The 23,424-nt window shown below is 69.8% G+C and carries 21 protein-coding genes; 7 read left to right on the top strand and 14 right to left on the bottom strand.

The genetic code is table 11. From position 1 onward, the window contains the following. Nucleotides 1-87 precede the first annotated feature (87 nt). The 9 genes from ABNT58_RS08900 to ABNT58_RS08860 form a co-directional block, all read right to left on the bottom strand. Nucleotides 88-1,383 carry an HlyD family type I secretion periplasmic adaptor subunit gene (locus ABNT58_RS08900; protein ID WP_348753137.1) on the bottom strand — a complete coding sequence of 432 codons (1,296 nt, stop codon included), beginning with the start codon at nt 1,381-1,383 and terminating at the stop codon, nt 88-90. Then, a complete protein-coding gene (locus tag ABNT58_RS08895) occupies nt 1,383-3,527 on the bottom strand; it encodes a type I secretion system permease/ATPase (protein ID WP_348753136.1) in 2,145 nt (714 codons plus the stop codon). Before ABNT58_RS08895 ends, ABNT58_RS08900 begins: the two co-directional genes overlap by 1 nt. A gap of 299 nt (nt 3,528-3,826) precedes the next feature. Beyond that, the gene (locus ABNT58_RS08890) at nt 3,827-4,678 is read right to left on the bottom strand and encodes a SprT family zinc-dependent metalloprotease (RefSeq protein WP_348753135.1); all 852 of its coding nucleotides are present in this window, start codon (nt 4,676-4,678) and stop codon (nt 3,827-3,829) included. After that, nucleotides 4,675-5,430 carry a lysophospholipid acyltransferase family protein gene (locus ABNT58_RS08885; RefSeq protein ID WP_348753134.1) on the bottom strand — a complete coding sequence of 252 codons (756 nt, stop codon included), beginning with the start codon at nt 5,428-5,430 and terminating at the stop codon, nt 4,675-4,677. Before ABNT58_RS08885 ends, ABNT58_RS08890 begins: the two co-directional genes overlap by 4 nt. Then, nucleotides 5,430-6,035, bottom strand: a complete 606-nt coding sequence (gene gmhB, locus ABNT58_RS08880) for a D-glycero-beta-D-manno-heptose 1,7-bisphosphate 7-phosphatase (RefSeq protein WP_348753133.1) — start codon at nt 6,033-6,035, stop codon at nt 5,430-5,432. The genes ABNT58_RS08885 and gmhB overlap by 1 nt, the downstream gene beginning before the upstream one ends. A 55-nt stretch (nt 6,036-6,090) precedes the next feature. After that, the gene (glyS, locus tag ABNT58_RS08875; protein ID WP_348753132.1) at nt 6,091-8,235 is read right to left on the bottom strand and encodes a glycine--tRNA ligase subunit beta; all 2,145 of its coding nucleotides are present in this window, start codon (nt 8,233-8,235) and stop codon (nt 6,091-6,093) included. Continuing rightward, nucleotides 8,235-9,170: a glycine--tRNA ligase subunit alpha gene (gene glyQ / locus ABNT58_RS08870; RefSeq protein ID WP_348753131.1), complete on the bottom strand. Its 936-nt coding sequence runs from the start codon at nt 9,168-9,170 to the stop codon at nt 8,235-8,237. The genes glyS and glyQ overlap by 1 nt, the downstream gene beginning before the upstream one ends. A gap of 33 nt (nt 9,171-9,203) precedes the next feature. Next, entirely contained in the window at nt 9,204-10,859 is a 1,656-nt protein-coding gene (lnt, locus tag ABNT58_RS08865) for an apolipoprotein N-acyltransferase (protein WP_348753130.1), read from the bottom strand. Nucleotides 10,860-10,873: 14 nt separating this feature from the next. Then, a complete protein-coding gene (locus ABNT58_RS08860; protein WP_348753129.1) occupies nt 10,874-11,728 on the bottom strand; it encodes a transporter associated domain-containing protein in 855 nt (284 codons plus the stop codon). Between the two features lie 130 nt (nt 11,729-11,858). On the opposite strand from ABNT58_RS08860, the gene ABNT58_RS08855 reads away from it, so the two are divergent. From ABNT58_RS08855 to ABNT58_RS08845, 3 genes are all read left to right on the top strand, one after another. Continuing rightward, nucleotides 11,859-12,908, top strand: coding sequence for a GTP-binding protein (locus tag ABNT58_RS08855; RefSeq protein WP_348753128.1), 1,050 nt, complete (start codon nt 11,859-11,861; stop codon nt 12,906-12,908). 110 nt (nt 12,909-13,018) lie between these two features. Further along, a complete protein-coding gene (gene dksA / locus ABNT58_RS08850) occupies nt 13,019-13,681 on the top strand; it encodes an RNA polymerase-binding protein DksA (RefSeq protein WP_348753127.1) in 663 nt (220 codons plus the stop codon). Between the two features lie 20 nt (nt 13,682-13,701). Further along, entirely contained in the window at nt 13,702-15,549 is a 1,848-nt protein-coding gene (locus ABNT58_RS08845; RefSeq protein WP_348753126.1) for a hypothetical protein, read from the top strand. A gap of 12 nt (nt 15,550-15,561) precedes the next feature. Here the strand turns inward: ABNT58_RS08845 and ABNT58_RS08840 are convergent, their stop codons facing one another. Both ABNT58_RS08840 and ABNT58_RS08835 read right to left on the bottom strand, forming a co-directional pair. Next, nucleotides 15,562-15,780 carry a hypothetical protein gene (locus tag ABNT58_RS08840; RefSeq protein WP_348753125.1) on the bottom strand — a complete coding sequence of 73 codons (219 nt, stop codon included), beginning with the start codon at nt 15,778-15,780 and terminating at the stop codon, nt 15,562-15,564. Between the two features lie 97 nt (nt 15,781-15,877). Continuing rightward, nucleotides 15,878-16,132 carry an antitoxin gene (locus ABNT58_RS08835; RefSeq protein ID WP_348753124.1) on the bottom strand — a complete coding sequence of 85 codons (255 nt, stop codon included), beginning with the start codon at nt 16,130-16,132 and terminating at the stop codon, nt 15,878-15,880. A gap of 160 nt (nt 16,133-16,292) precedes the next feature. On the opposite strand from ABNT58_RS08835, the gene hslV reads away from it, so the two are divergent. Beyond that, a complete protein-coding gene (gene hslV, locus ABNT58_RS08830) occupies nt 16,293-16,841 on the top strand; it encodes an ATP-dependent protease subunit HslV (RefSeq protein WP_348753123.1) in 549 nt (182 codons plus the stop codon). Next, nucleotides 16,838-18,178, top strand: a complete 1,341-nt coding sequence (gene hslU, locus ABNT58_RS08825; protein ID WP_348753122.1) for an ATP-dependent protease ATPase subunit HslU — start codon at nt 16,838-16,840, stop codon at nt 18,176-18,178. Before hslV ends, hslU begins: the two co-directional genes overlap by 4 nt. Before the next feature lie 15 nt (nt 18,179-18,193). On the opposite strand, the gene ABNT58_RS08820 is transcribed toward hslU, so the two are convergent. Both ABNT58_RS08820 and ABNT58_RS08815 read right to left on the bottom strand, forming a co-directional pair. Further along, nucleotides 18,194-18,961, bottom strand: coding sequence for a type III pantothenate kinase (locus tag ABNT58_RS08820; protein WP_348753121.1), 768 nt, complete (start codon nt 18,959-18,961; stop codon nt 18,194-18,196). A 71-nt stretch (nt 18,962-19,032) separates the two neighbouring features. Continuing rightward, nucleotides 19,033-20,880, bottom strand: coding sequence for an ABC transporter ATP-binding protein/permease (locus tag ABNT58_RS08815; RefSeq protein ID WP_348753120.1), 1,848 nt, complete (start codon nt 20,878-20,880; stop codon nt 19,033-19,035). Between the two features lie 37 nt (nt 20,881-20,917). On the opposite strand from ABNT58_RS08815, the gene ABNT58_RS08810 reads away from it, so the two are divergent. Next, entirely contained in the window at nt 20,918-21,358 is a 441-nt protein-coding gene (locus ABNT58_RS08810) for an acyl-CoA thioesterase (RefSeq protein ID WP_348753119.1), read from the top strand. Nucleotides 21,359-21,371: 13 nt separating this feature from the next. Continuing rightward, on the top strand, nt 21,372-22,454 hold the full coding sequence (locus ABNT58_RS08805; RefSeq protein ID WP_348753118.1) for a zinc ribbon domain-containing protein: 1,083 nt from the start codon (nt 21,372-21,374) through the stop codon (nt 22,452-22,454). A gap of 9 nt (nt 22,455-22,463) precedes the next feature. Here ABNT58_RS08805 and ABNT58_RS08800 read toward each other — a convergent pair. After that, nucleotides 22,464-23,424 (bottom strand): trehalose-6-phosphate synthase (locus ABNT58_RS08800; RefSeq protein WP_348753117.1); only part of this gene is annotated, 961 nt, incomplete at its 5' end.

The raw sequence follows: 23,424 nt of genomic DNA, 5'->3' as shown, positions 1-23,424 counted from the left end.
AGGCAGCCGCCACGGCGGCGATCAGCGTCAACGCCCTGGGCGCCAGCGAACGACCCCGCGATCGGGAAGAAGGACGAGTGGGTCGCATCACCGCTCCTGCATCGCCGAGTGAAGGGTCTTGAGCACCGGCTTGAGCAGGTACTGCATGACGGTGCGCTGGCCGGTCAGGATGCTGGCGTCCACCGGCATGCCGGGGCCGATGGCCAGGCGGCGGCCGTCGTGCTCCAGGTAGTCGCGCGCGGTGCGCAGCTGCACCTCGAAGTAAGGCTGCTTGTCCTGCTCATCGACCAGCGCATCGGCGCCCACGCGCTGCACGGTGGCCGGCAGGCTGCCGTAGATGGACGAGTCGAAGGAGCTGACGCGCACGCTCGCTTCCTGCCCCACGTGCAGGAAGCCGATGTCCGCCGGCTTGACGCGCGCGGTGACGGTGAGCGCAGGGTCGCTGGGCACCACCTCCAGGATGGCGGCGCCCGGCGCGGCCACGCCACCCACGGTGTGCAGCAGCACGCGGTTGACCACGCCGTCCATCGGCGAGACCAGCACCCGCCGCGCCAGCTTGTCCTCGCGGCCGCGCACGGTGGCCTGCATGGTCTGCAGCTTGCCTTCGATCTCGGTGCGCTGGGCGCCCCACTGCGCGCGGGTGCGCGCGGTCTGCTCGGCCTGCTGGGCGCGGGCTTCGGCCAGGCCGGCGGTCAGCCGCGGCAGCGAATCGCGCAGGGCGCTCAGCTCGCCTTGCTGCTGCAGGAAGCGCTGGCGCGCCGTCAACAGATCGGCCTTGGCGCCGGCGCCTTCGGCCACCAGGCGTTCTTCGATCTGCAAGGACTCGCGGCTGGAAGCCAGCACGCTTTCCAGGACCGGGATGCGGCTTTGCGCCTCGGCCAGCTCACCGGCGCGGCGGCGCACGCCTTCGGCCAGGGCCGCGATGCTGGCGTCAGCCTCGCTGCGGGCGGCCAGCCACAGTCGCCGCTCTTCGCGCACCAGGTCGGGCGCCTCGGTTTCCAGGCTGCCGAAGCGCGGCTCGCGCCCGTCCAGCAAGGCCTGCACGCGGATGCGAGAGGACTGCAGCGCGCGCAGCGATTCACGGCTTTCGCCGACCTCGACCTCGGCCTGCACTTCGTCCAGTTCCACCAGCGGCTGGCCGCGCTGCACGCGGTCGCCCGCCTGCACCTTGACGGCGCGGATGATGCCGCCTTCCAGGCTTTGCACTTCCTGCAGCCGGCTGGGCGCCAGCACGGTGCCGCGGGCGTTCACGGCCACGTCCACATGCGCCCAGCTGGCCCAGGCCAGGGCCACCACCAAAAACAGCGCCAGCACCGCCACCAGCGCCAGCGCCAGCCGGCGCGGGCCGGCGTCCAGGTCCACCATCATGTGATCGGCTGCCATCACGCCACCTTCACCGGTCGTTGCGCGGGGGCGGCCTCGGGGGCCGTGGCCTGCGCCAGCGCCCGCAGCACTTCGTCGCGCGGGCCATCGGCCACCACGCGGCCGCGGTCCAGCACCACCAGCCGGTCGACCAGCGGCAGCATCGCCATGCGGTGGGTGACCAGCAGCAGCGTGGTGTCCTTGAGCGCCCGCAGCTCGCGGATCAGGCGCTGCTCGGTGGCCGGGTCCATCATGCTGCTGGGCTCGTCCATCAGCAGCAGCCGCGGCTTGGCCAGCAGCGCGCGGGCGATGGCCACCGACTGGCGCTGGCCGCCGGACAGCAGTTCGCCGCGTTCACCCACCGGCGTGGCCAGGCCGGCCGGCAGCTGCGACAGCGTTTCTTCCAGGCAGGCGCTGCGCGCGGCGTCCAGCAGCGCGGCGTCGCCGCCTTCGGTGCGACCCAGCTCGATGTTCTCGCGGATGCTGCCGTGGAACAGGGTCACGTCCTGCGGCACGTAGCCGATCTGGCGGCGCAGGCTTTGCGGGTCGAGCTGGGTGGTGGCCAGCTCGTCGAGCAGCACGGTGCCGGCCGAGGGCGCATACAGGTTGAGCAGCAGGCGCAGCAGCGTGCTCTTGCCCGAGCCCAGCTTGCCGATGAAGCCCACCCGCTCACCCGGGCGGATGCGCAGGTTCAGGCCATCGAGCAGCGGCGGCCGGTTGGGGTAGGCGAAGGCCACGTCGCGGAACTCGATGCGGCCGCTCAGCGGCGGCGCCTGCAGCGCGCTGTCGTCGTCGTCGGTGGGCGCTTTCATGACCTGTTCGAGCGCCGTCATCGACAGGCGCGTCTGCTGCCAGCGCAGCACCAGCGAGGCGATCTGCGAGGCCGGCGCCATGGCGCGGCCGGCCAGCATGGTCACGCCGATCAGCTGCCCGGTGGTGATGGCCTGCTCGCCGATGAGCACCGCGCCGATGGCCACCAGCACCACGTTGCTGAGGGTCAGCAGCGAGGCGCCGGAGTAGCCGCCGAAGGCCACCAGCTCGCGGGTGTGGAAGCTGTGCTGGGAGATGGCCACCGTCAGCTGTTCCCAGCGGCGGCGGCTCCAGGTGGCCGCGCCCAGGGCCTTGACGGTGTCCAGGCCGTTCATGGTTTCGAACAGGTGCGCGGTGCGCTGCGCGCTTTGCTGCGAAGAGGCCGAGACGCTGCGCATCATGGGCCGCTGCATCAGCCAGGCCGACAGCAGCATCAAGGGGATGGTGACCAGCGGCACCACCACCAGCCAGCCGCCGATGATGGCCACCATGGCCAGGAACAGCAGCATGAAGGGCAGGTCGCCCAGCAGCGCCAGCGTGCCGGAGGCGAAGAACTCGCGCACCGACTCGAAGTCGCGCACGACGTTGGCCAGCACGCCGCCCGAGGCCGGCCGGTTGGCTGCGCGCAGCCGCAGGCAGCGCGCGAAGATGGCCGACGACAAAGCCACGTCGATGCGGCGGGCGGCAGTTTCGATGAGCGCCCCGCGCAAGACCTTGAGCGCGAGCTCGAAGCCCAGCAGCAGCACGGCCGCCACGGTGAGCACCGTCAGGCTGGACAGTGCGTTGTTGGGCACCACGCGGTCGTACACGGCCATGGTGTAGAACGGGATCAAGGCGCCCACCAGATTGAGCGCCACCGTACCCAGCAGCGCCCAGCCGAAGATGCTGCGGTTGCGGCCGAACACGTCCCAGAACCAGCGGCCGGCCTGCGGCAGCGTGTACAGCAGGCTGCGCTGATCCATGTGCAAGGCGGCGCGGGCCGCCATCCAGCGCGCGCCCGGGCATTCGGCGGCAACCTCGGCCTGCGTCATCCAGCGCGTGCCATCGACGCCGGGCTGGTGCACCTCGAAGCGATCGCCCTGGCGGGCCAGCACCACCAGCGCAGCGCCGCCCTCGCCCAGCAGCAGGGCCGGCAACATGGTGGCGCGCACCTCGCCGGCCGGCAGCGCAGACAGCATCAGCCCGGCGCGGGCGCACCAATCGGGCAGCAACTCGGCCGGGGCCGCGCCGGGGCCGCCGGCCCCCAGCAGCGCCGCCCGTTCGACGGGGCGGCCGAAGTAGCGCGCGAGAAAGACGACGGCGTCCAGCAGCCGGGAGTCGGCTGGGGGCGGGGCAAGCGAAATGTCAGTGCTCATGGGCCACGCGAAGGAAGGAGGAAGAGGACCTCGTGTGCGCACGGCCACTGCGGTTCGGCAGCTCAGCGCGTTGGCGAGGCAACCCGGCGCACAGGCGCAAACGGGCAAAGCCGCAGATTCTTCGGCTTAAATGCGCTTATTGATAGATCGCGCACAGGTGACAGACAGGCGCCACGTGCGTTTGGGCGCAAGCCGGCGTGCCCAAACGCCGATCTGAAGTGACATTTTTGGCAGCCATGCTGCCGGCAAGCGACAGCGCGGCGCCGCCCGCCGGCGGTGGCGCCCACCAGCCCGCGGCTTCAATCCCAACTGGGCAGCACCGTTTCGCGCAAAGGCGCGCGCGCGTCCTCGAACCCCGGGAGTGCCTCCCGCACCACCTGCCAGAAGGCCTGCGAGTGGTTCATCTCGATGAGATGGGCCAGCTCGTGCACCACCACGTAGTCGATGGTGGCCTCGGAGAAATGGATCAGCCGCCAGTTCAGGCGAATCGCACCGCTGGCGCTGGCCGAGCCCCAGCGGGTGGCGGCGGCGCTGAGCGACAGGCGCCGCACCGTCACGCCCATGGCGGGCGCGAAGTGCTGGCAGCGCGCCTCGAACACGCGCCGGGCCTGGCGCTGCAGCCAGGCCTGCACCGCATCGCGCACCTGGCTGGGCGCGGCACTGGCCGGCAGGCCCACGCGCAGCTGCGCGGGCTGGCCGCTGCCCGGCTCGGGCGGCACCAGCTGCGCGCCGGTGACCGCCGTGTCCAGCTGGACGCGCACCGGCTGGCCCAGGAACGGGAATTCGGCGCCATCGCCCCACACCACGCGCGCCGCCAGCTGCTGGTGCGCGCGCTCGCGCTGCTCCTGCAGCTTGCGCAGCACCCAGGCGCCCTTGCTGCGCAGCGCCTCTTCCACATCGGCCAGACGCACCCAGCGCGGCGCGCTGACCGTCAGCCCCTCGGCGGCCACCACGAAGCCGATGCTGCGCCGCCGGGCGCGCCGTAGCAGGTAGGCCACGCGGTGGCCGTCGAGCAGCAGTTCGTGCGTGGCCTGCGGGTGGCGGAAGGCGGTCGCGGTCTGCGGCGGTGCGTCGTCGGGCTCTGGCTCGGCGGCACCGGCGCGGTCGAACAGCGCCAACTGCTGCGCCGTGGCCGCGCCGGCCGGGTTCATCGTGCGCCGCTCCGGTAGGCCTCGGGGTCCAGGCGCTGCATCTCGGCTTCGATCCAGCCTTCCACCTCGCGCATCAGCTCGTCGGGCTCGCGGCCCTGCGACGGGATGGGCGTGCCGATGGAGATGTCGATGATGCCGGGCCGTAGCACGAAGCTCTTGCGCGGCCAGCAGCGGGCGGAAGTGACGGCGATCGGCACCACCGGTGCGCCGGTGGTCACGGCCAGGCGGGTGGCGCCGTTCTTGTACTGGCCGCGCTGGCCGCGGGCGATGCGCGTGCCCTCGGGGAACATGATCACCCAGATGCCACGCGACAGCAGCTCACGGCCCTGCTCGGCCACCTTGGCCCAGGCCTGGGTGCGCTTGCTGCGGTCGATGTGGATCATGTCCAGCCGCGCCATCGACCAGCCGAAGAACGGGATGTACAGCAGCTCACGCTTGAACACATAGGCCAGCGGGTGCGACATCAGCGTGGGAAACGCAAACGTCTCCCAGGTCGACTGGTGCTTGGGGCACAGGATGAGCGGTGCCAGCTTGTCGGCGCCGGTGGGCAGGCGCTCCATGCCCTGCACCCGGTACTGCACGCCGCAGATCACCCGCGCGCCGAAGATGGCCAGCCGCAGGAAAGAGATGCAGATCCAGTACACCGGCGCGCCGCGCACGAAGATGGACGTGGTCATCGCGACGATGGCGATGGGGATGACGGTGATGACCATCCACAGGAAGAACAGCGCGGAACGCAGAGCAGCAAGCATCAGGCAAGGCCCATGGGGCCGGAGTCGAGGTCGAGGCCGTCACCGCTGCCGCGCAGCAGGTGGTCGGCAAGGGCCGCCAGGTCGGCATGCACCAGGGTTTCAGGCGCCACCGCCAGCCATTCGGCCAGCGAGGCGTCGTCCAGCTCGGCGGCGCGGCCCGAGCGCACCAGGTGCGGCCGGCAGCCGGCGGCATGGGCGGCTTCCAGGTCGCGCGGGTTGTCGCACACCATCGGCACTTCGGCCAGCGAGGTGCCGTAGCGCTGGCCGATCTGCTTCATCAGCCCGGGCAGCGGCTTGCGGCAGTCGCACTGGTCTTCGGGCACGTGGGGACAGAAGAACACCGCGTCGATGCGGCCGCCGTGCTGGCTCAGCAGCTTCATCATGTGGGCATGCACCGCATTCAGCGAGGCCATGTCGATCATGCCGCGGCCGATGCCCGACTGGTTGGTGGCCACCACCGCATGCCAGCCGGCATGGTTGAGGCGGGCCACCGCGTCCAGCGCGCCCGGGATGGGCGCCCATTCTTCCGGCGCCTTGACGTGGTCGTCCCGGAAGCGGTTGAGGATGCCGTCGCGGCCGAGGATGATGAGCTTGGGCGGTGTCATGGCGCGCAGTATCAGGACACCCGGTGGTGCCCGACAACCACATTCGCGCCCGCCGTCATTGCGCCAGCTTGGCCAGATCGGCCACGCGGTTCATGGCCGCATGCAGGCCGGCCAGCAGCGCCAGCCGGTTGGCGCGCAGTGCGGCATCTTCGGCATTGACCATCACGCCGTCGAAGAAGGCATCGACCGGCGCCTTCAGCGCGGCCAGCGCCTTCAGCGAGCCGGCGTAGTCCTGCTGCTCGAACAGGCGATCGGACTGCGGCTGCACCTCGGCCAGCGCGGCGGCCAGCTGCTGCTCGGCCGGCTCCTTCAGCAGCTCGGGGCTGACGGCGGTGGGCAGTGCGCCCTCCACCTTCTTCAGGATGTTGCCCACGCGCTTGTTGGCCGCGGCCAGCGAAGCGGCCTCGGGCAGCGCGGCAAAGGCGCGCACCGCTTCCAGCCGGCGCGGCACGTCGCCCAGGCGGGCGGGGTTCAGCGCCAGCACCGCGTCCACTTCCTGGGCGCTGTAGCCCTGGTCGCGCAGGCTCACGGCCACTCGGTCGGCGAAGAAGCCCAGCAGCGCGGGGGTGGGATCGGCGATCAGCTCGCCGAAGGCCGGCACCGCCGCCTTCAGCAGCTCGGGCAGGTCCAGCGGCAGGTTCTTCTCGACCAGGATGCGGATCACACCCAGCGCATGGCGGCGCAGCGCAAACGGGTCCTTGTCGCCGGTGGGCAGCTGGCCGATGCCGAACAAGCCCACCAGGGTTTCCAGCTTGTCGGCCAGCGCCACGACCGTGCCGGTGTGGTTGCGCGGCAGTGCGTCGCCGGCAAAGCGCGGCTTGTAGTGGTCTTCGATGGCGATGGCGACGCCGTCGCGCAGGCCTTCGTGGCGGGCGTAGTAGCCGCCCATGATGCCCTGCAGCTCGGGGAACTCGCCCACCATGTCGGTCAGCAGGTCGGTCTTGGCCAGCAGCGCAGCCTGATCGGCCTTGTGGGCCAGCATCTGCAGCTCGTCGTGCGACTGCACCGAGGCCGGCTGGTGGTCGCCCAGCTGGTGGACGATGGCGCGGGCGATGAAGCGCACACGCTCGGTGCGCTCGCCCTGAGTGCCCAGCTTGCCGTGGTACACCACCTTGCCCAGACCCTCGACGCGGCTGGCCAGCGTCTTCTTGCGGTCCTGGTCGAAGAAGAACTTGGCGTCGGCCAGGCGGGGCCGCACCACACGCTCGTTGCCCTGGATCACCGCGCTGGCGTCGTCGGGGCGGATGTTGCTGACCACCAGGAAGCGGTCGGTCAGCTTGCCTTGCGCGTCCAGCAGCGGGAAGTACTTCTGGTTGGCCTTCATCGTCAGGATGAGGCATTCCTGCGGCACGGCCAGAAACTCGGGCTCGAAGCGGCACACCAGCACGTTGGGCCGTTCCACCAGCGCGGTCACTTCGTCCAGCAGCGCCTCGTCGTCGATCGGCGTCAGGCCTTCGCGGCCGGCGGCTTCCTGCAGCTGGCGCAGCAGCTCGGCGCGGCGGGCGTCGAAGCTGGCGATCACCGCGCCGTCGCGCAGCAGTGCGTCGGCGTAGGCGTCGGCATGCGGCAGTTCGATCACCGGCAGCGCGGCCTCGAAGCGGTGGCCGCGGGTGCTGCGGCCGGCCTGCAGGCCCAGCGTGGCCAGCGGCACCACGTCGGCGCCGTGCAGCGCCACCAGGCCATGGGCCGGGCGCACGAACTTCACGTTCTGCCAGCCGTCGGCCAGCTGGTAGGTCATGACCTTGGGAATGGGCAGCTTGGCCAGCGCTTCATCGAAGGCCCTCTGCAGGCCCTCGGCCAGCGGCGCGCCGGGTACCACGGTGTCCAGGAACAAGGCTTCGGCCTTGCCGTCGGGGCGGCGCTGCAACTGCGGCACGGCGGAGGCATCGGCGCCCACCGCGGCCAGCTTCTTCAGCAGCGCAGGCGTGGGCTGGCCGTCGGCGGTCAGGGCCACGGCCACCGGCATCAGCTTCTGCTGCACCGGCTTGTCGGCCGCGCGGGCGGCCACGCCGGTGATGTGCACCGCCAGGCGGCGGGGCGAGGCGTAAGGCGTCACCACCGCATCGGCGGTGGCCAGGCCCTGGCTGCGCAGCGACTGCGCCAGCGTGCCGGCAAAGCTTTCGCCCAGCTTCTTCAGCGCCTTGGGCGGCAGCTCTTCAACAAACAGCTCCACCAGCAGGTTGTTCACGTCGGCGCTCATCACGCGGCCTTCTTCTGTGCTTGTTGTTCGATCTGCGCGAGAACCTCATCGGCCCAGTCGCGCGGCGCCATCGGAAAGCCCAGCCGGGCCCGGCTGGCCAGGTAGCTGGCGGCCACCGCGCGCGCCAGGTTGCGGATGCGGCCGATGTAGGCCGCCCGCTCGGTCACGCTGATGGCGCCGCGGGCATCCAGCAGGTTGAAGGTGTGCGCGGCCTTGAGCACCTGCTCATAAGCCGGCAGCGCCAGCTGCTGCGTCATCAGGTGCTGGGCATTGCCCTCGTGCGCACCAAAGGCCTGCAGCAGGAACTCGACATTGCTGTGCTCGAAGTTGTAGGTGCTCTGCTCCACCTCGTTCTGGTGAAACACGTCGCCGTAGCTGATGCCGGGGGCGTACACCAGGTCGTAGACGTTTTCCACGCCCTGCAGGTACATGGCCAGGCGTTCCAGGCCGTAGGTGATCTCGCCGGTGATCGGACGGCAGTCGATGCCGCCCACCTGCTGGAAGTAGGTGAACTGCGTCACTTCCATGCCGTTGAGCCACACCTCCCAGCCCAGGCCCCAGGCGCCCAGCGTGGGATTCTCCCAGTCGTCTTCGACGAAGCGCACGTCGTTCTTCTTCAGGTCGAAGCCCAGCGCTTCCAGGCTGCCCAGGTACAGCTCCAGGATGTTGGCCGGCGCCGGCTTGAGCACCACCTGGTACTGGTAGTAGTGCTGCAGGCGGTTGGGGTTCTGGCCGTAGCGGCCGTCTTTCGGGCGGCGGCTGGGCTGCACGTAGGCGGCCTTCCACGGCTCGGGGCCCAGCGCGCGCAGGAAGGTGGCGGTGTGGCTGGTGCCGGCGCCCACCTCCATGTCGTAGGGCTGCAGCAGCGCACAGCCCTGGGCGTCCCAGTAGCTTTGCAGGCGAAGGATGATCTGCTGGAACGTCAGCGTCGTCATGGAGGATGCTCGGTGCGCGGAAAACCCGCGAGTTTATGAGGATGCTGCCGGGCGGCGCCCGACGGCAGCGGCGGCAGCCATCGCCCCCATGGCGACCACCACGGCCAGCGCGATCAGCAAGGGGGGCCAGAGGCCGAAGCGCGAGGCCCAGCGCACGAAGGGCGTGAGGCCTTCGCGGCCCTGCACCTGCCCCGCCAGCGTGCCGCGGGTGAACGGCGCCAGCTGTGCCTGCACCACGCCGCGGTGATCGATGATGGCGGTGGCGCCGGTGTTGGTGGACCGCAGCATGGGCCGCTGCAGCTCCATCGTGCGCATGCGCGAGATATGCAGGTGCTGCGCGATGGCGATGGTGTCGCCGAACCAGCCGATGTTGCTGACGTTGGCGAACACGGTGGGCGCCGCGCCCTCCCCGGCCGCGAACCGCCGGGCCAGTTCTTCGCCGAACAGGTCTTCGTAGCAGATGTTGGGCGCCACCCGCTCCCCGCGCACGCCGAACGAAGGCGCCACCAGCGGGCCGCGGTTGAAGTCGCCCAGCGGGATGTTCATCATCTCGGTGAACCAGCGGAAACCGGTGGGAATGAACTCGCCGAAAGGCACCAGGTGGTGCTTGTCGTAGCGGTAGAAGCGCTGCTCGCTGGCGCCCGACTCGGCCGACAGGCCGGCCACCGAGTTGGTGTAGCCCTCCTCGAAGCTGCCCAAAGGCAGACCGATGAGCGCCGCGCGTTGGGTTCCCGGGGCGATGAAGGGCAACGTGAAGGCTTGCCAGGCCTCGGGGCCCAGCTGCGCGGGCAGCAGCGGAATCGCGGTTTCGGGCGCGATCACCAGGTCGCCCGGCGCGGCCTGCAGCGCCTGCGCCAACCATTCGAGCGCCTCGGGCATCTTGTCGGCCGCGAACTTGTCGTCCTGCGCCACGTTGGTCTGGATCAGCGTGACCGCCAACTGGCCGCTGGGGCGGCTGAAGTCGCGGCCAGCCAGCGGGGCCAGCAGCAGGATGGCCGCCACGGCGGCCAAAGCGCCAGCGCGGGCCAGGGCCGCGCGGCGCCGCCCCGCAGCGGATGGCGCGCCGTGACCGGCAGCAGGCGGCGCCAGCGCGAAAGCCGCCAGCGACGCCAGCACTGCCGCCACCGCCCCGATGCCGTACACGCCGATCCACGGCGCCAGCCCCGCCAGCGGGCCGTCCACCTGCGCGTAACCGGTGGCCAGCCACGGAAAGCCGGTGAACAGCACGCCGCGCGCCAGCTCGGCCAGCAGCCACAGCGCAGCGAACAGCAGCGCATCGGGCAGCGGCCGGCCGCGGCGCAGGCGGGCGAAGACGCCCAGCGCCAGCGCCAGGTACAGCGACAGACCGCCCGACAGCGCCAGCACCGCCGCCACCGCCAGCGCCGCCGGCAGGCCGCCGTACACATGCAGGCTGATGTAGATCCACCAGGTGCCGGCCGCCAGCCAGCCGGTGCCGAAGCCCCAGCCCGCCAGCGCGGCCCGGCCGGGCGACAGGCGCTGCGCGGCGCCGACCAGCACGGCCAGCAGCAGCAGGCCGGCCCACCAGGCGCCGGTGTGCACGAAGGGCAGGCTGAACAGCGCGCCGGCCGCCAGGGCGGCCAGCAAGAGGCCCAGGCCGGCGCCCGGCAGGCGCGCGCGCATCGTGCCGGCGCCTGCGCGGGGCGGCGTCTCGTACTGCGGCTGGCTCACGTCAGCGGGTCACGTCAGCGCGGGGTGGCGGCGTCGGGCGCGCGCGTCACCTTGAACCAGCGCACGGCGCCGCCGCGCGTGAGCATCACCTCAAAGCGCAGGCCGCCCACTTCCACGGCTTCGCCGCGGCGGGGCACGCGGCCCAGCTCATGCGCCACCAGGCCGCCGATGGTGTCGAACTCGTCGTCGGGCAGGGTGACGGCAAAAGCCTCGTTGACCTGGCCGATCTCGACGTCGCCGGCCACGCGCTGGGCGCCGTCGGCCAGGGTGTAGATGCCGGATTCGGCGTCTTCCTCGTCGAATTCGTCCTCGATCTCGCCGACGATTTCTTCCAGCACGTCTTCAATCGTCAGCAGCCCGGCCACGTTGCCGAATTCGTCGATGACGATGGCCAGGTGGTTGCGGTTGCTGCGGAAGTCGCGCAGCAGGTCGTTCAGGCCCTTGCTCTCGGGCACGAAGACCGGCGGGCGCAGCAGCGTGCGCAAGTTCAGCTCGGGCGCCCGCTGCAGCTTGAGCAGGTCCTTGGCCAGCAGGATGCCGATGATGTTGTCGCGCTCGCCCTCGTACACCGGAAAGCGCGAGTGGCCGGTGGTGATCACCTGACCCAGCAGGTCGTCGTAGTCGGCGTCGATGTCCAGGCGGTCGATGTGGGGCGCGGCCACCATCACGTCGCCCGCGCTCATGTCGGCCATGCGGATCACGCCCTCGAGCATGCCGCGGCTTTGCGGGTCGATGAGTTCGCGCTGTTCGGCGTCCGCCAGCGATTCGATCAGTTCGGCCTTGGAATCAGGCCCCGGCGAGATGAACTCGACGAGCCGATCGAACAGGCTGCGGCGCTCTTGCGCGTCGCGGTCTACCGGTTTGTGCACGGGTGCAGGATACCGCAAGGAACAATCGCACACGGGTGTGAATCGTGCTTGACACACCCGCCCACTTGCAGGACAGTCGCCCGCCCCCATCTAAGGCGGTTGTCGTACCTCAGCCTCCCGAGCACCTGCCATGTCACAAGGTTTGATCCCCGCCACCATCCTCACCGGCTTTCTCGGCAGCGGCAAGACCACGCTGCTCAAGCGCGTGCTGACCGAAGCCCACGGCCAGAAGATCGCCGTGATCGAGAACGAGTTCGGTGAAGAAAACATCGACAACGACATCCTGGTGTCGAACGAGGGTGAGCAGATCATCCAGATGAACAACGGCTGCGTCTGCTGCACGATCCGCGAGGACCTGCGCTCCACGTTGTCCGACCTGGCCGAAAAGCGCCGCAAGGGCGAGCTGCAGTTCGACCGCGTGGTGATCGAGACCACCGGCTTGGCCGACCCCGGCCCGGTGGCGCAGACCTTCTTCATGGACGACGAGGTGGCCGAGAGCTACCTGCTCGATTCGGTGCTGACGCTGGTGGATGCCAAGCATGCCGACCAGCAGCTGAACGACCGCCAGGAAGCGCGCCGCCAGATCGGCTTTGCCGACCAGATCTTCATCAGCAAGACCGACCTGGTGGACGAAGCATCGGCCGACGCGCTGGCCCACCGCATCAAGCACATGAACCCGCGGGCGCCGCAAAGCCGCGTGCACTTCGGCGAGGTGGCGCTCGACAAGATCTTCGATCTCAAGGGCTTCAACCTCAACACCAAGCTCGAGATCGATCCCGATTTCCTGTCGGCGGACGATGGTCACGACCACCATCATCACGACCACGACCACGACCATGAGCACGGCGAGCACTGCGACCACCCGCACCACCATGCCCATGACGATGACGTGAAGTCGTTCGTGTTCCGCTCCGACCGTGCATTCAGCCCGACCAAGCTCGAGGATTTCCTCGGCTCCATCGTGCAGGTGTACGGCCCGAAGCTGCTGCGGTACAAGGGCGTGCTGTTCATGAAGGGCAGCGACCGCAAGGTGATCTTCCAGGGCGTGCACCAGCTGATGGGCAGCGACCTGGGGCCCAAGTGGACGCCCGGTGAAAAGCGCCAGAACAAGATGGTTTTCATCGGCATCGACCTGCCGCGGGAGATCCTCGAACAAGGCCTGTCGCAGTGCCTCGTGTGATGCGAGATTGACCCCCCGGGGCGTGGCTACAATCCGCGCGCCCCGAGGAGGCGGTCCCCGCACACCTCGGCCTGCAGCGGATATACAAATACCGTGAAGAGGAGTGCGAAGTGAGCAAGACACCGGCCAAGAGCGAGCGCCCAACAGCCTCCGCCAAGCCCGCCACCCGGGCCAGCGCCAAGGCCGCCGCTGCGGCGCCCGTGGCTGCCCCGCTGCCCAACGACAGCGCCAGCCGCTTCGCCGACCGCTTCGCACCCGCCAAGCCGCCCGCGAGAACGTATTCAGATCAGGACATGGACACCGTCAAAGCCCCCGTGAAGCACGACCCCAAGCTGGCCAATGCCTGGAAGAACAAGAGCGGCCGCGAGCTGACCGAAGCCGAATTGCTCGCGATGCCCGACGACGAGTACATGAACGACAAGCAGCTGGAGTTCTTCCGCGCCCGCCTGACGGGCCTGAAGGACGACCTGCTGAGCAACGCCGGTGAAACCACCGAGCACCTGCGCGAAGACACCTCCATCGTGCCCGACCCGGCCGACCGTGCCACCATCGAGGAAGAGCACGCCCTGGAGCTGCGCACCCGCGACCGTGAGCGCAAGCTGCTCAAGAAGATCTCGCAGTCGCTGTCGCGCATCGACAGCGGCGAATACGGTTTCTGCGACGAGACGGGCGAGCCCATCGGCCTGGGCCGGCTGCTGGCCCGCCCGACGGCCACGCTGTCGCTCGAGGCGCAGCAGCGCCGCGAGATGAAGCAGAAGATGTTCGGCGACTGACCGAACGCAGGACAGGATTCATGGCGGACCCGAAGGACCAGAGCTTCTTCCGCAAGGTGGTCCGCTTCGTGGCCAACCCGGCCACCGACTGGTCCGAGCTCCATTCCCGTCAGCCGGAGGACGGCGCGCTTGAACTCGAGCGCTCCGAACTCAAGGCGATGGTCGAGCGCAAGCGGCGCAACGACTTCGTGCGCAAGCGCGAGTTCGACATGCTGCGCAAGCTGCGGCGCGAGGGGCTGTCGCCCGAGCAGCTGGCGGCGCTGGGCGGCTCCTCGCGGCTGGACGACACCGACGCACGCGTGTCCGAGCAGCAGTCGGCCACCGCCGCCACGCGCCCGGAAGGCGGCGTGAAGGCCAAGATCGACGAGATCGAGCAGCAGATGGTGGGCAGCACCCGCCAGCAGCCGCCCGCCCGGCCCAGCCCGGGCGCCGACACCCGCGCCGGCGCGCTGGCAGCCCGCACCACCATGCCCGCCGCCTTCGAGGTGACGCCGGCCATGCCCCGCAGCGCCAGCGGCCACCCGCCGCCGCTGGACCTGCAGCTGCCGCGCCTGGACACCGAGCGGCCGGCCAATGCGCCCAGCCACGCGGTGATGGCGCCGGGCCTGCCGCCGCTGTCGGCCGCCACGCCGGTGGCCGCCGACTGGCCGCCCCGCACGCCGGGCAAGCTCACCACCGCATCGGGCATGCCCACCGGCCCGGGCGCGCCGGGCGCCGGCCGCCCCACGGCCGCCGGCCCGCAGACCGACTTCGGCGGCGCGTTTGCGGTGGAAGTGAGCGAGGCGGTGCACGACCCCGAGCTGGACGAAGCCGTCATCGCGTTTGCCAATGCCGACTTCGGCCAGTGCGAAGACGCGCTGTCGCAGCTCACCGGCGCGCAAGGCAGCCGGCTGGACCACGGCGAAACCTGGCTGGTGCTGTTCGACCTGTACCGCGCCACCGGCCAGCAGAACAAGTTCGAGCAGCGCGCGGTGGAATACGCCCAGCGCTTCGGCTGGTCGGCGCCGCAGTGGTTCTCGATGCCGCGCCAGGTGGCCGAAGCCGCCGCTGCCAACGACCGCCCGGCCACGCTGCGCAATGCCACCACTGCCGTCGGCTGGGCCAGCCCGGCCCTGCTGGACGCCGAGGCCGTGGTGCGCCTGCGCTCGCAGACCTTGCAGATGCCGCTGCCCTGGGTGTTCGACTGGGCGGCGCTGCAGCAGGTGGATGCCGAGGCGGCGGTGCTGCTGTCGGGCATGTTCCGCCAGTGGGCCGAAGAGCCGCTGGACATGCGCTGGCTGGCCGGCGAGCACCTGCTGGCGGTGCTGGCCGAGGCCGCGCCCACCGGCGTGCGCGACGCCGACCCCGCCTACTGGGTGGCGCGCATGGACGCGCTGCGCCTGGCCAACCGCGCCGACCAGTTCGACGAGGTGGCCATCGACTACTGCGTCACCTACGAGGTGTCGCCGCCTTCGTGGGAGCGGGTGCGCTGCAAGCTGCGTTTCAGCGGCGCGGGCCACAGCACCCAGGCGCCCGCCATGTCGCAGATCAGCGAGGTGTCGACCAGCTTCCTGGAGTCGGGCCTGCTGGACGACGCCCACGGCGTGCAGATGGCCACCGTGGAGCTGTCGGGCCAGCTGGTCAGCGACATCGGCCCCACGCTGCGCCTGCTCGATCAGCAGCTGGGCGCGGCTTCGCTGGTCACGGTGAACTGCAGCAAGCTGATCCGGGTCGACTTCATCGCCGCCGGCGACCTGCTGAACTGGGTGCTGGCCAAGCGCAGCGAAAACCGCGAAGTGGTGTTCGCCGACGCCCACCGCCTGGTGGCGCTGTTCTTTGGTGCGATGGGCATCAACGAACACGCCCGGGTGAAGGTGCGCAACAACTGAGCCGGTCAGCGACTAGGGCAGCTGCAGCAGGCGGCCCTTCAGGCGAGTCATGAGGTCCATGCGCTCATGCAGGATCGCGAGGATCAGGGCGGGCGCTGCTGGCCGGGCAAGGGAAAACAGGCAGTGCCTGCCTGCGGTGGCGAGCCGAAGGCCCGGCATCAGAGCGCTCAAGTCCTTGAAGACCCCTTCCCCGCGAGCCAGACGCTCCGCCGCTTCTTCGAGCTCGGCCACGTACCGGCGGCACTGCGCTCACCCCACGTCTTGGCGGTGTACCGGGTGATCTCCCGAAGGTCGGAAACAGCCCCTCGGCTGAGGACGTAAGAGCGAGTCACGCCACGCGGTCGGCTCTCAAGGTCTCTTCTGCGATCTCGGTGATGCTCTTGGTAGACACCTCACCACGTTGAGCCTCGGCCAAGCGCCGGTCGAGCAGTGCCTTGAGCTCGCCCAAGGCCTGCTCCTCACTCCCGGCCTGCGGGAAAAGTCGCTCCACCGCGTACGCCTTGATGGACTTGCCATGCAGGGCGGCCATGGCCTTCAGGGTCTGGTGCTGCTGTTCGGTGATGTCGATGGTGAGCCTGCTCATATGCACCCCTTGAATTGGAACCCACATTAGCACAAATGTGGGAACCGCCCGACGCCTGGCAGGTACAGTGGCGTCCCCTTCGACCCAGCGCCTTCGAGACTCCGCCGTACCCGGCGGCGCTGGCGCTTGAATGCCGACTCTTCACCGCCAGATGCCCCCCATGGACACACAAACCCCGGTGTTTCACGGCACCACCATCGTCAGCGTTCGGCGTGGCAACCAGGTTGCGCTGGGCGGCGACGGCCAGGTCACGCTTGGCAACATCGTCGTCAAATCCACCGCGCGCAAGGTGCGCAAGCTCTACCGCGACCAGGTGCTGGCCGGTTTTGCCGGCGCCACGGCCGATGCGTTCACGCTGTTCGAGCGCTTCGAGGCCAAGCTGGAAAAGCACCAGGGCCACCTGGTGCGCGCCGCCATCGAGCTGACCAAGGACTGGCGCACCGACCGCGTGCTGCGCCGGCTGGAAGCCATGCTGGCCGTGGCCGACCGCCAGGCCTCGCTGATCATCACCGGCAACGGCGACGTGCTGGAGCCCGAGAACGGCATCATCGCCATCGGCTCGGGCGGCGCCTATGCGCAGGCCGCGGCCAAGGCGCTGCTGGACCACACCGAAATGCCGCCGCACGACGTGGTCAAGCAGTCGCTGGTGATCGCCGGCGACCTGTGCATCTACACCAACCAGCGCCACACCATCGAGGTGCTCGAATGAGCATGACCCCGCAAGAGATCGTCTCCGAACTCGACCGCCACATCGTCGGCCAGGGCAATGCCAAGCGTGCCGTGGCCATCGCGCTGCGCAACCGCTGGCGCCGCCAGCAGGTGGACGAGAAGCTGCGCGCCGAGATCACGCCCAAGAACATCCTGATGATCGGCCCCACCGGCGTCGGCAAGACCGAGATCGCGCGCCGCCTGGCCAAGCTGGCCGACGCGCCCTTCATCAAGGTGGAGGCCACCAAGTTCACCGAGGTGGGCTACGTGGGCAAGGACGTGGACAGCATCATCCGCGACCTGGTGGACATGGCCGTCAAGCAGGAGCGTGAGCTGCAGGTGCGCCGCAAGCGCAGCGCCGCCGAAGACGCGGCCGAAGACCGCATCCTCGACATCCTGGTGCCGGTGGCGCGCACGCCGTCGGTGGGCTTCGACGCCACGCCGCCCGCCCCGCCGGCCGACAACACGGCCCGTCAGGTGATGCGCAAGCGCCTGCGCGAAGGCACGCTGGACGACAAGGAAATCGAGATCGACCTGGCCGAAGCCAAGCCGCAGCTCGAGATCATGGGCCCGCAAGGCATGGAAGAGATGGCCGAGCAGCTCAAGGGCCTGTTCTCGCAGATGGGCGCGGGCAAGCGCAAGACGCGCAAGGTCAAGATCGCCGAGGCGCGCAAGCTGCTGGTGGACGAAGAGGCCGCCAAGCTGGTGAACGAGGACGACATCAAGACTGCGGCGCTGCACAACGCCGAGCAGAACGGCATCGTCTTCATCGACGAGATCGACAAGGTGGCCTCGCGCAGCGAACACGGCGGCGCCGAGGTGTCGCGCCAGGGTGTGCAGCGCGACCTGCTGCCGCTGGTGGAAGGCACCACGGTGAACACCAAGTACGGCATGGTCAAGACCGACCACATCCTGTTCATCGCCTCGGGCGCCTTTCACCTGACCAAGCCCAGCGACCTGATTCCGGAGCTGCAGGGGCGCTTCCCGATCCGGGTGGAGCTGGGCTCGCTGTCGGTGGACGATTTCGAGTCCATCCTCACCAGCACCCACGCCAGCCTGGTCAAGCAGTACGAAGCGCTGCTGGCCACCGAAGGCGTGAAGCTGGACATCACCGCCGACGGCATCCGCCGGCTGGCGCAGATCGCCTACGACGTGAACGAGCGCACCGAGAACATCGGCGCGCGGCGCCTGTCCACGGTGATGGAACGGCTGCTGGACGAGGTGAGCTTCGACGCCCCCAACCGCAGCGGCCAGACGGTGACGCTGGACGCCGCGGCGGTGGACGGCAAGCTGTCGGAGCTGTCGAAGAACGAAGACCTGTCGCGCTACATCCTGTAGCGCTGGGGTTGGCGCTTACAGCGCCAACCTGTGGGACTGCATCGCCAGCAGGCCGTCGAAGATCAAGGACTCGACCAGCTCATGGTCGACGTCCAGGTCGGGCGCCACCTTCCAGCCGGCGCCGCCGGTCACCAGCACGATGGGCGTCTTGCCGGTGCGGGTGCGCAAGTGGCGGTGCATGCGCTCGATGGCGCCGGTGATGGCAAAGGTGCCGCCGCTGGTCAGCGCGTCGGACGTGTTGGTCGGAAAGTCGCGCACCTGGCCGGTGGGCACACGCAGGCCGGCGGTGCCGCTTTCCAGCGCGCGCAGCATGATGCCGTGGCCCGGCAGGATGATGCCGCCCAGGAACTGGCCGTCGGCCGTCAGTGCATCCACCGTCACGGCGGTGCCCATCATCACCACCAGCACCGGCCGCTGCGCCGCGCGTGCGCGCATGTGCCAGTGCGCGCCGATCAGCGAGGTCCAGCGGTCGGCGCCCAGCCGGCCCGGGTGGTCGTAGCCGTTGACCACGCCGCCCTCCTGCGCGCCAGGCACCACCCAGCGCGGCGTGAAGTCCCACAGCTCCAGCTGCTCCTCCACGCGGCGGCGTACCGCGTCGCCGGCCACGTTGCAGCCGAGCATGCTGCCGGGGTGCGGCAGCTTCGCCCAGGCGCCTTCGGCCAGTTCGTCGATGGTTTCAAGGAAGGCAGCCCCATGGTCCAGCAAGGCCGCGCCCGGTGTGGGCGATGCATACAACGCCCACTTCAAGCGGGTGTTGCCGATGTCGATGGCGAGGAAGCTCATGGCGCAAGGGGAACGAGGACGGGCGATTGTGCCGAATGGTCCCGCGCCGCAGCATCCGGCGACCCCAGGGCTTACGCGGGGGTGGGCTCGCCGGGCGTCTGGCTGTGTTGCAGGCGCCACATGCGGGCGTACACGCCATCCAGCGCCAGCAGCGCCGCATGCGGGCCGCGTTCCACCACCCGGCCCTGCTCCATCACCACGATCTCGTGCGCATCCACCACCGTGGACAGCCGGTGCGCGATCACCAGCGCCGTCTTGCCGCGGGCGGCGCTTTGCAGCTCGGCCTGGATGGCACGCTCATTGGCCGAATCCAGTGCCGAGGTGGCTTCGTCGAAGATGAGGATGGGCGGGTTCTTCAGCAGCGTGCGGGCGATGGCCACGCGCTGCTTTTCACCGCCCGAGAGCTTCAGGCCCCGCTCACCCACCATGGTGTCGTAGCCCTTGGGCGTGCTGGCGATGAAGTCGTGGATGTGGGCGGCGCGGGCGGCCGCCTCGATCTCGGCCTGCGATGACTCGGGCCGGCCATAGCCGATGTTGTAGGCCACGGTGTCGTTGAACAGCACCGTGTCCTGCGGCACGATGCCGATGGCCGCGCGCAGGCTGGCCTGTGTCACCGCGCGGATGTCCTGCCCGTCGATGGTGATGCGGCCGGCCCCCGGCGCCACGTCGTAGAAGCGGTACAGCAGCCGCGCCAGCGTGCTCTTGCCCGCGCCCGAGGGGCCCACCACCGCCACCGTCTTGCCGGGCGGTATCTCGAAACTCACCTCGTGCAGGATGGGCCGGCCCTGGGGGCCTTCATACGCAAAGCGCACCTGCTCGAAGCGCACCCGGCCTTCACTCACCTGCAGCGGCTGCGCGCCGGGCTGGTCGGCCACTTCGCGCTCACGCTCGAGCAGCACGAACATCTTGTCCAGGTCGGCCAGGCCCTGCTTGATCTCGCGGTAGATCACGCCCAGGAAGTTCAGCGGCACGTACAGCTGGATCATGAAGGCATTGACCATCACCAGGTCGCCCAGCGTCATGCGGCCGGCCACCACGCCCTCCGTCGCGCGCCACAGCATGGCAATCAGCGCGGCGGCGATGATGAGCTGCTGCCCGGTGTTCAGCAGCGACAGCGTGCGCTGGCTCTTGACCGCCGCGCGGCGCAGGTTGTTCAGGCTCTCGTCGTAGCGGCGGGCCTCGTACTGCTCGTTGTTGAAGTACTTGACCGTCTCGTAGTTCAGCAGCGAATCGATGGCCCGGCTGTGCGCCTTGGAGTCCAGCTCGTTGAGCTGCTTGCGGAACTGCGTGCGCCATTCGGTCACCGCCACGGTGAAGCCGATGTACACCAGCAGCGCGATCAGCGTGATGCCGGCGAACCAGGCATCGAACTTGACGCCCAGCAAGGTCAGCACCATCACCATCTCGATCAGCGTGGGCAGGATGCTGTAGAGCGAATACGAGAACAGCGACTGCACCGCCCGCGTGCCGCGCTCGATGTCGCGCGTCATGCCGCCGGTCTGGCGCTCGAGGTGAAAGCGCAGGCTCAGCGCATGCAGATGCTGGAACACCTGCAGCGCGATGCTGCGGGTGGTGCCTTCGGTGGCCTTGGCGAACACCAGTTCACGCAGTTCGGTGAACACCGAGGTGGACAGCCGCAGCAGCCCGTAGGCCACCAGCAGCCCCACCGGCACCACCAGCATGGCCTGCACCGAACCCGGCTGGATGGACAGCCGGTCGACCAGCTGCTTGAGCAGCAGCGGCACGCCGACGTTGGCCACCTTGGCCAGGATCAGGAAGGACAGCGCCAGCCCCACCCGCCAGCGGTAGCGCCACAGGTAGGGCAGCAGCCGGGCCAGCGTGCCCCAGTCGGAGCGGCGCTGGGCAGGATCGGCGGCGGCCGAAGGCGGCAGGTGGGACGAGCTGGCGGCGGCGCGCATCGTGTGAGAATTCTTTTTTGAAGCACAGAAGATCCCGATGATGCCCAACTCCGACCCGACCGGCGCAGCGCCGACCGAAGCGCCCCTGCAGCTGCCCACCGACAAGGAGCTGGTGCTGCGCGTGATTCCGATGCCGGCCGACGTCAATGGCAACGGCGACATCTTCGGCGGCTGGGTGATGGCCCAGGTCGACCTGGCCGGCGCCGTGCTGCCCGGCCGGCTGGCGCAGGGCCGGCTGGCGACCGTGGCGGTCAAGGAATTCGTCTTCAAGCAGCCGGTGCGCGTGGGGGACCTGCTGAGCTTTTACGCCGAGATCGTGCGCATCGGCCGCACCAGCATCACCGTGGACGTGGAGGTGTACGCGCAGCGCCTGCGGCCGACCGAGCAGGTGGTCAAGGTGACCGAAGCCACGCTGACCTACGTGGCCACCGACGCCAACGGCAACCCGCGTCCGGTGCCGCGGCCCGGCGAGGCCTGATCGCCGCAGCGGCATGTTCAAGTCCCTGCGGGTGCCGGAGCGCCTCTTCCGGCTGGCGATGTGGGTGGTGTCGCTGGCCTTCGCCGGGTTTCTGGTGGGGCTGGGCGGCAACCTGGTGGCCGACCTGCCCAAGGTCGAGAACCGGCTCAGCGCCGAAGACTTCGTGGCCGACCGCGCGGCGCTGCAGCGCCTGCGCACCGAGCGCCAGACGCTGCAGCGCCGCGAGACCGAGCTGCAGGAGCAGCACGACCAGGCCCGGCTGGCGTTGCAGGCCGCTGGCAATGCCTACCAGTCGGCCCGCTCGGCCTATGGCAACTGGCTGGCCACCCGCACCGCCACCACCGACCCGCAGCAAGACCCGCAGGTCATCCAGCGCACCCGCGAGCAGGACACGCTGAAGGCCCGCGAGCGCGAAGCCCAGGCCCGCGTCGAATCGCTGGACCAGCAGCAGCTCGACCAGCGCCAGGCGCTGCAGGCCAGCCAGCGCACCGAAGCCGGCCTGCTGGCCGATGCGCAGGTGGCCTACGAGCGCGCATGGCGGGCGCAGGAGCTGCGGGTGTTCGGCCTGCGGCTGGCGCTCACGCTGCCGCTGCTGGTGGTTGCCGGCTGGCTGCTGGCCCGCCATCGCCGCAGCGACTACTGGCCGCTGATGCGCGGCTTCGTGCTGTTCGCGGCCTTCACCTTCTTCTTCGAGCTGGTGCCCTACCTGCCCAGCTACGGCAGCTATGTGCGCTATGGCGTGGGCGTGCTGCTCACCGGCCTGGCGGGCCACTATGGCGTCAAGGCGATGCGCCGCTACCTGGCGCGCCGCGCGCAAGTGGAACAACAAAGCGAGCAGCAGCGCCGCCAGGCCCTGGGCACCGAAGCCGCCCTCAAGCGCCTGGCCGGCGGCGTGTGCCCGGCCTGCGAACGCGCGGTGCTGACCACCGGCGACGTGCCGGCCGACTTCTGCGTGCACTGCGGCCTGGGCCTGTTCGACCACTGCGGCCACTGCAGCACGCGCAAGAACGCGTTTTTCCACTACTGCCCGAAGTGCGGCACGCGGGCCGAGGGCGGCAGCCTGCCGCCGGCCCTGCCCGCTACCTCGGGGGCCTGAGCCGCGCCGTCAGACCACCGGCGCCGGCTCCGCCGTCTGGGCCAGCACGTCCAGAAAGTCCTGGCGCCAGGCATGCACGTCGTACTCGCGGATGCGCTGGAGCAGCACCGTGTGGCGTTCACGCCGCTCGGCCAGCGGCATCTGCAGCGCGCGCTGGATGGTCTGGGCCGTCGCCGGGATGTCGTACGGGTTGACCAGCAGCGCCTCGCGCATCTGCTCGGCGGCGCCGGCAAAGCGCGACAGCACCAGCACGCCGGGGTCTTCTTCGTCCTGCATGGCTACGTATTCCTTGGCCACCAGGTTCATGCCGTCGCGCAGCGGCGTCACCAGCGCCACCTTGGCGGCGCGGTACAGGCCCGGCAGCCGCTTGCGGGCCCAGGTGCGGTGCATGTAGCGGATGGGCATCCAGTCCAGCTCGCCGTAGGCGCCGTTGATCTCGCCGGCCAGGCTTTCCAGCTCGTGGCGGATGTCGGCATAAGCGTCCACGCTTTCGCGGGTGGGCGAGGCCACCTGGATCAGCGTCGCGCTGTTGCGGGTTTCGGGGTAGTTGGCCAGCAGCTCGCGGAAGGCGCGCAGCCGCCGCGGCAGGCCCTTGGAATAGTCAAGCCGGTCGATGCCCACCAGCAGCCGCCGGTGCGCGTACTGCTGCTTGAGCGTGGTCTCGGTCTCGCGCGACTCGGCCGACTCGGCCAAGCTCTGGAACTCGTCCACGTCGATGCCGATGGGAAAGGCCTGCGCCCGCATCGTGCGGCCATAGGCGCTGAAGCGGCCATCTGGCAGCCGCTCGGCATGCGCCTCGCCCACCAGGAAGCGGGCGAAGTGGTCGGCGTCCTCGTTCGTCTGCAGACCCACCAGGTCGTAGGCGAAAAAGGAGCGCATCAGCCACTCATGCCCCGGGATGGCGGCCAGGATGGGCGGCGGCGGCAGCGGGATGTGCAGGAAGAAGCCGATGCGCTGGCGGCAGCCCAGC

This window comes from uncultured Aquincola sp., assembly GCF_964001545.1.
Lineage (GTDB): Bacteria > Pseudomonadota > Gammaproteobacteria > Burkholderiales > Burkholderiaceae_C > Aquincola.
Note: the sequence above shows the minus strand (reverse complement) of the source record. Positions and strands in the feature narration are given on the sequence as shown.

What these genes read in the sequence shown, in the direction of transcription:
- gmhB (WP_348753133.1), bottom strand. Translation starts at nt 6,035, where the DNA reads ATGACACCGCCCAAGCTCATCATCCTCGGCCGCGACGGCATCCTCAAC.
- ABNT58_RS08855 (WP_348753128.1), top strand. Translation starts at nt 11,859, where the DNA reads ATGTCACAAGGTTTGATCCCCGCCACCATCCTCACCGGCTTTCTCGGC.
- hslV (WP_348753123.1), top strand. Translation starts at nt 16,293, where the DNA reads ATGGACACACAAACCCCGGTGTTTCACGGCACCACCATCGTCAGCGTT.
- ABNT58_RS08845 (WP_348753126.1), top strand. Translation starts at nt 13,702, where the DNA reads ATGGCGGACCCGAAGGACCAGAGCTTCTTCCGCAAGGTGGTCCGCTTC.
- glyQ (WP_348753131.1), bottom strand. Translation starts at nt 9,170, where the DNA reads ATGACGACGCTGACGTTCCAGCAGATCATCCTTCGCCTGCAAAGCTAC.
- ABNT58_RS08805 (WP_348753118.1), top strand. Translation starts at nt 21,372, where the DNA reads ATGTTCAAGTCCCTGCGGGTGCCGGAGCGCCTCTTCCGGCTGGCGATG.
- ABNT58_RS08820 (WP_348753121.1), bottom strand. Translation starts at nt 18,961, where the DNA reads ATGAGCTTCCTCGCCATCGACATCGGCAACACCCGCTTGAAGTGGGCG.
- hslU (WP_348753122.1), top strand. Translation starts at nt 16,838, where the DNA reads ATGAGCATGACCCCGCAAGAGATCGTCTCCGAACTCGACCGCCACATC.
- ABNT58_RS08815 (WP_348753120.1), bottom strand. Translation starts at nt 20,880, where the DNA reads ATGCGCGCCGCCGCCAGCTCGTCCCACCTGCCGCCTTCGGCCGCCGCC.
- ABNT58_RS08835 (WP_348753124.1), bottom strand. Translation starts at nt 16,132, where the DNA reads ATGAGCAGGCTCACCATCGACATCACCGAACAGCAGCACCAGACCCTG.
- ABNT58_RS08890 (WP_348753135.1), bottom strand. Translation starts at nt 4,678, where the DNA reads ATGAACCCGGCCGGCGCGGCCACGGCGCAGCAGTTGGCGCTGTTCGAC.
- ABNT58_RS08885 (WP_348753134.1), bottom strand. Translation starts at nt 5,430, where the DNA reads ATGCTTGCTGCTCTGCGTTCCGCGCTGTTCTTCCTGTGGATGGTCATC.
- ABNT58_RS08900 (WP_348753137.1), bottom strand. Translation starts at nt 1,383, where the DNA reads ATGGCAGCCGATCACATGATGGTGGACCTGGACGCCGGCCCGCGCCGG.
- ABNT58_RS08810 (WP_348753119.1), top strand. Translation starts at nt 20,918, where the DNA reads ATGATGCCCAACTCCGACCCGACCGGCGCAGCGCCGACCGAAGCGCCC.
- glyS (WP_348753132.1), bottom strand. Translation starts at nt 8,235, where the DNA reads ATGAGCGCCGACGTGAACAACCTGCTGGTGGAGCTGTTTGTTGAAGAG.
- ABNT58_RS08895 (WP_348753136.1), bottom strand. Translation starts at nt 3,527, where the DNA reads ATGAGCACTGACATTTCGCTTGCCCCGCCCCCAGCCGACTCCCGGCTG.